This window comes from Tateyamaria sp., from assembly GCF_039940735.1.
Lineage (GTDB): Bacteria > Pseudomonadota > Alphaproteobacteria > Rhodobacterales > Rhodobacteraceae > Tateyamaria.
This window is the reverse complement of sequence record NZ_JBDVGB010000055.1, coordinates 1-6447: the sequence shown is the minus strand read 5'-3', so window position 1 is coordinate 6447 and position 6447 is coordinate 1. Positions and strand designations below refer to the sequence as shown.

Here is a 6447-nt window from a genome sequence, read left to right as displayed (position 1 = left end):
TTTGGTTCAGCCAAAGTGCGAACAACACCTTTGGTTTCAAGGGCTTCCAGCAAAAGGCCGATCTGTGTGTTGCCCGCGCTAAAGCCAAAAAGAACCGCACCTGCGTTTTCATTTGAGCCAGGGATACTGCCGCCAAGGCTTGTGCCGACAGCGCCTGCGTTGTTGCTGGTGCCGGTACCGCCGTTCACGCCGACGTCACCCGAAAAGAGCGAACCGTTCAGCGACAAAGACGAGCTGAGAGATTTGGAAACAGAGCGGTTCATCTCGGCAAAGCGCACTTTCAGCAGCACTTGCTGGACGCCACCGACGCTCATTAAGTTGGATACCCGGCCTTCGGCGTAGCGTTCGGCCAAATCAAGCGCGCGTTGTAGGCGCGATGCTGAGGAAACAACGCCAGACAAGACGATCCCGTCATTGGCTGTACGTACTTCGATCTTTTCACCGGGAAGGATTTGGCGAAGCCGTTCCTTGAATTCCGAAATGTCTGCTGCGACCCGTACGTTCACGTTTGTGATCAAACGGCCATTGCCGTCCAAGAGGGTGAGGGTGGTGAGCCCTGGGGATTTCCCAAGCACATAGATCGTTCGATCGCTGAGTGACGAAATATCTGCAATCGCCGGATTGGCGATGCTGAGTTCGGCAAATGGCGTTTCGCTTTCGACCACAACGGCACGGTTCATCGGCACATCAAGTGTCGAATCGGTTGATTTGCGAACCACACGAAGTGTGTCCGCCTGCACTGTTGCAAGGGCCAATGGGCTTACAGCAACAGACGCCCCCAAGAGGGCTGCTTTGAGTATTCCAACAATTTTCATGTGACCTGCCTTTTATGATCACGCCTCGGTATCGGGTCTTTTTGCCCGCGTATTAAATGTAGCATGCGTCAGTTTCGTTTTTTTTGCAAGTTTCAATGGTTTCGTGGTGAATGTTTATGTGGATAACTGGCAACAGCAGGGCTCAAATGCGAATGGCGCCACCGCTAGGTGACGCCATTTAATAAGTCTGAGTGCTTGAGATCAGTTGGTGCAGGGGATCGGAATTTCGACCACCTCGGCGCCGCGGCGTGTGCGGATCGAACATGTTTGTTCTTCTTCAACCTCGGCTTGGACCGCTTTTGTTGCGATGCCCAAAAGTGCGCGTTGGTCAACCTCGATAGCGCCAGCGACTGTGTCGTCTTCTGCTCCAACCAGTGACAAGGCAAGGCGGCCGGATGATTGGGCCTGTGCAAGTGTGGCAACCTGATTGGGTTTCACTGAAACCGTGACCGTTTGCGCAATACTTGCGCCATCCAAGTCACCAGCTGCGTTTTGGTCAATGGCGATCAGTTTCACACCGGCTTCGATGAGTTTGGTTACATCGCCGCGGTCTTGGCTAAGTGATTGGTCAACGCGACCTGTCCAATAGACGTCCACGCGGTCGCCGGGGCGAAGGAAGCCCGAAACACCTGATGCCACGTCAACTTTAATGGCAAATGCGCGCATACCGCGTTCAAGGCGCGAGGTCAGGCCAGCTTCTTCGCCCTGTTCCGTCACTTTTACGGCCAGAATTGCTTCGTCTTTTTCCATGGCACGCAGAACAACACGCGGTGCGGTATCGCCTTCGACAAAGATAGGGTTGTCTTCGGTAAATGCGCCTTCGGGAATGGCATTTTCAGGCCAATTTACCGTGCGTATGTCTTCTTCCATGATCGCCTCGCCATATTTTAACGGGCGTTCGGCGACATAAACCGGGATCGTCGGGACGATCTTTTCACGCTGGGCACGTTCTTGGGCCAGTGCTGTTTGATACTGGCCGATGTAATTCTTCGCCATATACACAGCACCACCTGCCAGGGCGATCCCGGCCAATAGCACCAATCCGAAAACCATACGCATGTCGTCACCTCATAGTTGGGCTCACGATCACCAAAACAGTGAGAACCTCTTGATTGAAAATATGCCTGCAGAATGTGGCATATTCAGGGAATTGGGGGGGAGTTATTAAGGCAGGTATTGCAGGTGCGAATACGACGAACGCCCGGCACAAAGGCCGGGCGCTTCGAGGTCGAATAAAAGCTGGGCGGTTAAGTCTAGAATGCCCAACCTGCTAGAAATGACGCAATGCTGCCTGTCAGGCTAAGAGCATTGGCTTGCATCGCGGTTACGATTGCTGCGGCCAATCCGACGACGGCAGCCGCAAGCACGACCCAGTCCACAGTGACGGCGCCATTTTCATCGCACATGAAAGTTCTTAGAAATTGTTTCATGGTTTGGAACCCTTGTAATGGTGGACAGGTGTATTTTGAAACAAAAGGGGCCGCGTCCGGATCCGGTCGCGGCCCCACTTGAGCTTTAAGCTGTTAAATTAGATCAGCCTATTATGGAGCGCGACCGTCCAAGAAAGTTGCGGTGCTTTCTGTCAGGTCGGATGCGCCTGTTTCGATTGAGGTGTAAGCTGCTACGGCCAGGCCAACAACTGCGGCTGTCAAAACAACCCAGTCAACTGTTACGGCGCCGTTTTCGTCTTTGCGGAAGTTTTTGATAAATTTCATCATGGTAGTGTCCCTCCAAAGGATCAGTAGATATTTAAGTTGCAACCTTGTCGTCCGTAGTGTGGGCCGTTTCTCTCTCATTGGCCCGTGTCCGACTTGGTATGACGCTATATAGCCGTCTGATTGGGGCACGAATTTGGCAGCAAATTGGGCTTTTCACGTCGCAGGGTGAAAAACATCGGATCAATCTTTAACCTATTGATTTTGTTCATTTTATTTTTAAATAAAAAATGAAATTTACACGATTTTAATCAAATGGTGTGTCAAATGAGGCAAGTTCGCCATTTTTGAAGTCACTAATGGTGGCCTGAACGGCCGATTTTTGCGATAATGGAACCAATAGCGGTCAAAGAACCGTAACCATGAGGCAAGCAGTTATGATGAAATCCATGTATTACGTGGCTCTTTTGGCTTTTGGCCTGAGTTGCGGTGCCGTAGCGGCCAAAGATCCCCCTCCGTTCAAGGAATTTTCAGCCAAACGCGTTAAACCGCCGTCGTCGGGCACTAAAAACCGCATAACGATTCAAATTGAACCCCAAGCACCTGTCGTCGCGGCTGTACCTACGGATAAAGCGGGGACTTCTCCTGCACGTCCTGATGCGCGGTATGATTGGTTCTGGGCAGATGTATCGCCTGATATTGCAGATGCGGGCCCTGGGCGGCTTGATGTCGCGATGCGTGCATTGGCGCGCTCAAAATCCCCAGTGCCCGTTCCGCGGCTTCAACAAATGCAAGCTTTGGCCAAGGCGCAAGGCGTTGAAATCTTGAAAGCGACTATCGGAACAGAAGTGTCACCGGCATTGGTACTTGCTGTCATGATGGTGGAATCGGGTGGCAAAGTGGAAGCCCAAAGCGGAGCAGGGGCGCAGGGGCTCATGCAACTGATGCCCGCAACAGCCAGTCGCTTTGGCGTGACGGACCGATTAGACGCAACGCAGAACATATCGGGAGGGGTCAAGTATTTGAACTGGCTCATGACCCACTTTGACCGTGATCCGATGTTGGTGCTTGCAGGATATAACGCCGGCGAAGGTGCTGTGCGTAAACATCAAGGCGTGCCACCTTACAATGAGACGCGTGATTATGTTCCGAAGGTGCTCGCTACATTCCAGCTGGCGCGGGGCTTATGTATCACGCCACCAGAACTTGTGACTGATGGATGTGTGTTTGCTGCTATCAACTAAGCGTGCGCGGAATTTTTTAAAAATTCCGGCACATTTTCCGGTTGGGAAAATGCCCCCGTTGCGATGGGGGGCATTATATTAAACGATCGTTGCTTGCGTGGCTGCACGCAGTTCGTCTTCTGTGACGCCGTCGGCAGTTTCGACAATGCGCAGACCGCCCTCGACCACATCAAACACACCTAGGTTCGTGATAATACGATCGACCACGGCCTGACCCGTCAGCGGCAAGCTACATTCCTTAAGCACTTTGCTATCGCCGTGCTTGTTGGTGTGATCCATGACAACAACCACGCGCCCCACGCCGGCCACAAGGTCCATTGCGCCGCCCATGCCTTTGACCAATTTACCCGGAATCATCCAGTTGGCCAGATCGCCGTTTTCGGCAACTTCCATCGCCCCAAGGATCGCCATGGCGATTTTGCCACCACGGATCATGCCAAAGCTCTGGGCAGAATCGAAATATGCAGTTTGCGGCAACTCAGTAATCGTCTGTTTACCGGCGTTGATCAGATCGGCGTCTTCGGTACCTTCAACGGGGAAGGGGCCCATACCCAGCATGCCATTTTCAGACTGCAAAGTAACTTCGATCCCTTCGGGGATATAGTTGGACACCAATGTCGGAATGCCGATGCCAAGGTTCACATACCAGCCATCTTCCAGTTCCTGTGCGGCGCGTTCGGCCATTTGATTGCGGTCCCAGGGCATTTGTTTTCCTTACTGATCCAATGGTGTCACGCCCGCAGGCGCGTCGATTGAGATAAAGCTGCAAGTGACGGTCCGGCTCGGTTGATGCGAAAATGGATCATCCGGCAAGAGCACGCTCTTACGTCTATTTACGCAGCCCGCGTTGTCCGCTGTTCGATGCGTTTTTCATGTTCGCCTTGAATGATGCGGTGCACATAAATCCCTGGCAGGTGGATTGTATCAGGGTCCAAGCTGCCAGTTGGCACGATTTCTTCGACCTCAACGATGCAGGTTTTGCCACACATTGCGGCTGGCGGATTGAAATTGCGCGCCGTTTTGCGGAACACGAGGTTGCCCGTCGCGTCCGCTTTCCATGCCTTAACGATGGCAAGGTCGGCGACAATGCCGCGCTCCATTATATAGGTCTGGCCGTCGAAGTCTTTGTGTTCTTTGCCCTCGGCGATCACGGTGCCCACGCCCGTCTTGGTGTAAAAGCCCGGAATACCGCAACCGCCTGCGCGCATGCGTTCGGCCAACGTGCCTTGTGGGTTGAATTCCAGTTCCAACTCGCCGCTTAGGTATTGGCGCATAAATTCAGCGTTTTCGCCCACGTAAGAGCTGATCATCTTTTTGACTTGCTTGGTCTGCAACAGGATGCCGATGCCAAAATCGTCAACGCCTGCGTTGTTGGATGCAAACGTCAGATCTTTGGTGCCCGCGTCCTTGATGGCGTCCAGTAACAGTTCAGGGATGCCGCACAGGCCAAAGCCGCCCGCCGCGATGAACATTCCGTCGAATAAAACCCCATCAAGAGCGTCCGCCGCCGAGTCGAAAATCTTTTTCATGCTGGTTCCCCTGCGTGCCTCAAATGAGGCCGAATTATCTGTTCGTTTTATGTGGCCTCAGCGCAAGATAATGTCAACGCACACCACGCCACCACGGCGTGATGATGCGTTAAATAATCCTGATAGCCGCGATCATTCTTTCTTTTTTGTCGCGGCTTTTTTCGCCGCTGGTTTTTTCGCAGCGGGTTTCTTCTTGGCGGCCGCTTTCTTTTTGGCAGGCTTCTTCTTGGCTGGCGCTTTTTCCAGAATCAACTGAACCGCCATTTCCATTGTCACTTGTTCCGGTTCGGTGCCTTTGGGAATCGTGGCATTCACTTTGCCCCATTTCACGTAAGGTCCGTATTTGCCCTTCATCACGGCCACTGGGCCACCTTCATCCGGGTGTTCACCAAGCTCGTGAAGCGGTTTCGCGGCCACGCCACGCCCACCGCGGCTGGCCACCTTTTCGGCCAATAGTTGAACGGCGCGGTTCATGCCAACGGTCCACACCTCGTCGATGCCTTCGAGGTTGGCATTGGTGCCACCTCGATCTGACGTGCTTTCAGCGTGTTTCAAATACGGGCCATATCGCCCGATGTTGGCCCAAATCATCACGCCGTCCTCTGGGTGTGGCCCAAGTTGACGGGGCAGAGACAGCAGCATCACACCGCGTTCCAGTTCCAATTCTTCTGGGGCCCAATCTTTGGGAATCGATTGCCGCGGCGGCTTTTTGTTTTCTTCGGTGACGGGACCGCGCTGCACATAAGGGCCAAAGCGCCCCTTAAAGACGCGGATTTCGTCGCCTGCATCTTCGCCCAGCAATTTGCCGTCTGGCGGGATGGCCGAGGCCTCGGCTTCAGGATCAGGTGGACCAAACGGGCGCGTATAGCGGCATTCAGGATAGTTCGAACAGCCAATGAAAGCCCCACCAGAACGTGCCGTGCGCATGGACAAGCGCCCGATTTCACAATTCGGGCACAGACGCGGATCGCCGCCATCTTCAAGCGGTGGGAACAGGTGGGGTTCCAACACCTCGTTGATCTTTTCCAGCACCTCGGTGATGCGCAATTCGCTGGTTTCGGCAATAGAGGCGGAAAAGTCCGTCCAGAACCGGCCAAGCACGTCCTTATAATCCCGGTCGCCCGCACTGACATCATCCAGCTGACCCTCTAGGTCGGCGGTGAAATCATAACCCACATAGCGGCGGAAAAAGTTTTCAAGGAAG

8 protein-coding genes are annotated in these 6447 nt (G+C 53.5%); 1 reads left to right on the top strand and 7 read right to left on the bottom strand.

The features are described from left to right. From ABJF76_RS12175 to ABJF76_RS12160, 4 genes are all read right to left on the bottom strand, one after another. A partial coding sequence (locus ABJF76_RS12175; RefSeq protein WP_413822579.1) for a type II and III secretion system protein family protein occupies positions 1 to 815 on the bottom strand: 815 nt, incomplete at its 3' end. Positions 816 to 1016: 201 nt separating this feature from the next. Further along, on the bottom strand, positions 1017 to 1874 hold the full coding sequence (cpaB, locus tag ABJF76_RS12170; protein ID WP_413822318.1) for a Flp pilus assembly protein CpaB: 858 nt from the start codon (positions 1872 to 1874) through the stop codon (positions 1017 to 1019). 194 nt (positions 1875 to 2068) lie between these two features. Further along, a complete protein-coding gene (locus ABJF76_RS12165; RefSeq protein ID WP_413822319.1) occupies positions 2069 to 2245 on the bottom strand; it encodes a hypothetical protein in 177 nt (58 codons plus the stop codon). 111 nt (positions 2246 to 2356) lie between these two features. Next, positions 2357 to 2533, bottom strand: coding sequence for a hypothetical protein (locus tag ABJF76_RS12160; RefSeq protein WP_413822320.1), 177 nt, complete (start codon positions 2531 to 2533; stop codon positions 2357 to 2359). 359 nt (positions 2534 to 2892) lie between these two features. Between ABJF76_RS12160 and ABJF76_RS12155 the strand changes: the two genes are divergently transcribed. Next, the gene (locus tag ABJF76_RS12155; RefSeq protein WP_413822321.1) at positions 2893 to 3714 is read left to right on the top strand and encodes a lytic transglycosylase domain-containing protein; all 822 of its coding nucleotides are present in this window, start codon (positions 2893 to 2895) and stop codon (positions 3712 to 3714) included. A gap of 78 nt (positions 3715 to 3792) precedes the next feature. Here the strand turns inward: ABJF76_RS12155 and ABJF76_RS12150 are convergent, their stop codons facing one another. The 3 genes from ABJF76_RS12150 to ABJF76_RS12140 all read right to left on the bottom strand — a co-directional run. Beyond that, positions 3793 to 4419 (bottom strand): 3-oxoacid CoA-transferase subunit B, encoded by a 627-nt coding sequence (locus ABJF76_RS12150; RefSeq protein WP_413822322.1) that lies wholly within the window; start codon positions 4417 to 4419, stop codon positions 3793 to 3795. Between the two features lie 128 nt (positions 4420 to 4547). After that, complete coding sequence (locus tag ABJF76_RS12145; protein WP_413822323.1) at positions 4548 to 5243, bottom strand: CoA transferase subunit A; 696 nt, start codon at positions 5241 to 5243, stop codon at positions 4548 to 4550. Positions 5244 to 5375: 132 nt separating this feature from the next. Next, positions 5376 to 6447: topoisomerase C-terminal repeat-containing protein (locus ABJF76_RS12140; protein WP_413822578.1), on the bottom strand; the 1072-nt coding region annotated here is incomplete at its 5' end.

Bases quoted from the DNA above. Each gene is read 5' to 3' on its own strand.
- ABJF76_RS12165 (WP_413822319.1), bottom strand. From the start codon at position 2,245: ATGAAACAATTTCTAAGAACTTTCATGTGCGATGAAAATGGCGCCGTC.
- ABJF76_RS12160 (WP_413822320.1), bottom strand. From the start codon at position 2,533: ATGATGAAATTTATCAAAAACTTCCGCAAAGACGAAAACGGCGCCGTA.
- ABJF76_RS12155 (WP_413822321.1), top strand. From the start codon at position 2,893: ATGAGGCAAGCAGTTATGATGAAATCCATGTATTACGTGGCTCTTTTG.
- ABJF76_RS12145 (WP_413822323.1), bottom strand. From the start codon at position 5,243: ATGAAAAAGATTTTCGACTCGGCGGCGGACGCTCTTGATGGGGTTTTA.
- ABJF76_RS12150 (WP_413822322.1), bottom strand. From the start codon at position 4,419: ATGCCCTGGGACCGCAATCAAATGGCCGAACGCGCCGCACAGGAACTG.
- cpaB (WP_413822318.1), bottom strand. From the start codon at position 1,874: ATGCGTATGGTTTTCGGATTGGTGCTATTGGCCGGGATCGCCCTGGCA.